Below are 2,905 nucleotides of genomic sequence, written 5' to 3' on the forward strand. Positions count from 1 at the left end.
ACAGCCGCAATTAATTATACACGGTGTTAGCTTTTCGTTTTTTTTGCTCTCAATCTTAATGCGCTTTTCTTGAATATATATTCCAATTCCTCAAATTCTCTATTTTCAATAAGATCTCTTTCTTTTTGTTCTATTATGAAACTAACTCTAGTAATCCAAGTATTAGAAATATTTGAGAAGTCGGACTCAATAGTCTTTTCGTCTGAATTAATCTCTATTTCGTATTCATCAGTCAATAAAATTATTTTCGCTCCCTTAAACGTTTTCAAGTCAATTCTCGACAAAATTTTAGAGTTCATAAATAGGGTTCCGTTCAGTTCTTGAAATTCAATCCAGAATTGACCTTCTTTTGATTCAGCAATTTTTATACCTGAAATATTTTTAATTTTATCCTCAGTATAAGTGTCAACATGTAATTTTTTCATTGCTCTCATATTTCCAAGAGCCGCAAGTATTTCGTCTTTTTTTCTTAGTATATTCATATTCAATTATTCTTTTTTGGAATGAAAGCTAACTTATTTGTGTATGATTTCGTTGCGTGTTTCAGCAACTAAACTAGCAAATACAAACCAAATAGAAAATCCGCTATGATTTTCGTAAGTAGGCGTGTACTAGCAATGAATTATACATGTTGTTCTACGCAGTTTTTATTCGTAAATATAAATTTTAGTCAATTCAATTTCGTCTTTTGAATCATATCTTTTTTCAGTTTCTATTCTATTGAAACTATCGATTGTTCTCACAACTCTATAATTTTGAGAACCGTCTTTGTTTAATTTAGTTTCCTCAATTTTATTTCCGTTACTATCTGTTTTAAATCGTATTTTGTATTTATATGGCCAATCAGATATTGTATTAACCTTAAATTCTCCATACCAATCTAAAAAATAATTGTATCCATTTTCGACATAAGAATAATATTTATGCCAAATGACTCTATTATGGTCAAGAGAGGTTTCTTTTATAATTCTGTTTTTTTCATCATAAACATATTTGTAACGATTCTGATTGTTCCAATGGTGTTCAGATGCATAATATTCAGTTTTTTTACTTTTATTATTGTACGTAAATTTAATCTGTGACGTTATTTTCCAAGTTGGTACTTCTTCATAATCAGAAGGTTCAATAATACAATCGCCATATTGAATGCCTTTTCTAATGTTTTTTTTCAATCGTCTCTTATAATCAAAATGGGTTTCTTGAATCAATTGATTTTTAGTATTGTATTTATATTCAGTTCTTGAACTATCTTTTTCTGTTGATTTAGACTTTGGATAAGATTTTAAAGTTTTTATTAAAATAGTGTCTTTGTAAAAATTTATTTTTCGTACATCAATAAATCCGTTATTGCGACTAGTTTTATAATTTATCAATTCTTCAAATGATATTTTTCCATTTGAATTATGTTTTACAATTCTTGAAATATGACCTTTAATACTATCATTTCCTAAAAATTGATAAACTTTAAAATCAGGTTTTACTTGGCAAAAAGTAACTGATGTAAAAAGTAATAATATTAAATTCAAAAGTGTTTTCATTTAGTTACAATGGTTTGTTTCAAATTGCGTAGAACGTATTTGTATAACTGTTGTTACGGACTTAAAGTTACATATTTTGTTTAGAAACTAACGTTAGTAATTACCGAGTGGATTCGGATGTAGTCGAATCCGCCGTAATTACGGTTATACATTGTTGTGTGTAGGCTTTTCATTTTGCAAAACCACTTTCTTAATGAATTCGATAGATTCTCCATAATAATCATTCCCATTCCAATCTCCGATTTCTATTTTAGTCAGTTGATTATGTAAACAGATTACAGGAGTCATTGGCTCAAGTAGTATTCCGAAAGATTTTTTTCCATCCTCAAATATTGCATAACTATTTTCAGTTTCAATTTCTCCCCAAGTGGTTTTTTCAACCAGTTTAGTTGCTTTATAAAATCTTAAATATTTAAAAATTTCAGGTTCGTAAACTCTTAAAATCTCATAAAGGTCTTTACCAAATTCAGTATATCTAATTTTGACTTCTTGGAAGGTCTCTTCTGCATATTCTTGAGAACTCTCTAATAAATAATGAGGCATTTCATTCAGTTTTTCAGCTTACACACAACGTATTTGTATAACTGTTGTTACGGGATTAAAGTTACGTATTTTGTTTAATAACTAGCGTTAGTAATTACCGAGTGGATTCGGACGTAGTCGAATCCGCCGTAATTGCGGTTATACATTGTTACCAACTGGCTTTATTTCAGTTATTGGAATTGGTTCATATTTTTCTTTTTTCACAATGTGAGTCAATTCTACTAAGATTTTTTCTAATTCTTGTATTGAGTTCAGTTTTTGTTTTCTAGTGTCAATTCGTTTTGTAAAAGAGTAACGAGAGAAGTCAATATTCGAATAGTCATATTCTTTTGCTTTTCTCAAGTAGTCTTTAGAATTCAGATGGTCAGTCATTCCGTAAATACTAAATTCAGCGATTTTTGGTTTTCTTATGTCGATATCAAAAGCAACTTGACATTCATTAATTTCAGCGAACTTAATATAGTCAACCAAACTATTATGATTTGTTTTGATAGCTTTTTTTGTAAATCCAATTTTTTCCAATTCCGAGTATGGTTTTTTAGTAAGAATCCGTTTTTTATATCTCCTTTTTCGGAACCAGTCAGAAATCCAAGCAGATAAAACTAATAGAGGTGTAAAAATTAAAGTTATAGAGTAAATTATTAACACCCATTTAGTTGGAACTTCTGCAAAAAAGAAAAGCAGATATATTGAAAATCCGCTACTCAGAATTCCACTAATCCATAAATAGCCTTTAATCAAAAATTCTTTATTTAATTCTAGCAGTTCGTTCATTCAGCTTGTTGGTAACGTATTTGTGTATGATTTTTTGCGGGAAAAGGACG

General features: G+C 29.0%; 4 protein-coding genes. All 4 read right to left on the reverse strand.

Going from position 1 to position 2,905, the window contains the following annotated elements; all coding sequences use genetic code 11:
* Window positions 1-26 precede the first annotated feature (26 nt).
* A complete protein-coding gene (locus ACOSP6_RS01195) occupies window positions 27-482 on the reverse strand; it encodes a hypothetical protein (RefSeq protein WP_422092450.1) in 456 nt (151 codons plus the stop codon).
* Window positions 483-647: 165 nt separating this feature from the next.
* Entirely contained in the window at window positions 648-1,526 is an 879-nt protein-coding gene (locus tag ACOSP6_RS01200) for a hypothetical protein (protein ID WP_422095688.1), read from the reverse strand.
* Window positions 1,527-1,682: 156 nt separating this feature from the next.
* A complete protein-coding gene (locus tag ACOSP6_RS01205) occupies window positions 1,683-2,081 on the reverse strand; it encodes a hypothetical protein (RefSeq protein ID WP_422092448.1) in 399 nt (132 codons plus the stop codon).
* A gap of 138 nt (window positions 2,082-2,219) precedes the next feature.
* Window positions 2,220-2,855 (reverse strand): hypothetical protein, encoded by a 636-nt coding sequence (locus ACOSP6_RS01210; protein WP_422092336.1) that lies wholly within the window; start codon window positions 2,853-2,855, stop codon window positions 2,220-2,222.
* Between the last annotated feature and the right edge of the window lie 50 nt (window positions 2,856-2,905).

Source organism: Tenacibaculum sp. MEBiC06402, from assembly GCF_049239625.1.
GTDB lineage: Bacteria > Bacteroidota > Bacteroidia > Flavobacteriales > Flavobacteriaceae > Polaribacter.

What these genes read in the sequence shown, in the direction of transcription:
- ACOSP6_RS01195 (WP_422092450.1), bottom strand. Translation starts at nt 482, where the DNA reads ATGAATATACTAAGAAAAAAAGACGAAATACTTGCGGCTCTTGGAAAT.
- ACOSP6_RS01210 (WP_422092336.1), bottom strand. Translation starts at nt 2,855, where the DNA reads ATGAACGAACTGCTAGAATTAAATAAAGAATTTTTGATTAAAGGCTAT.
- ACOSP6_RS01205 (WP_422092448.1), bottom strand. Translation starts at nt 2,081, where the DNA reads ATGCCTCATTATTTATTAGAGAGTTCTCAAGAATATGCAGAAGAGACC.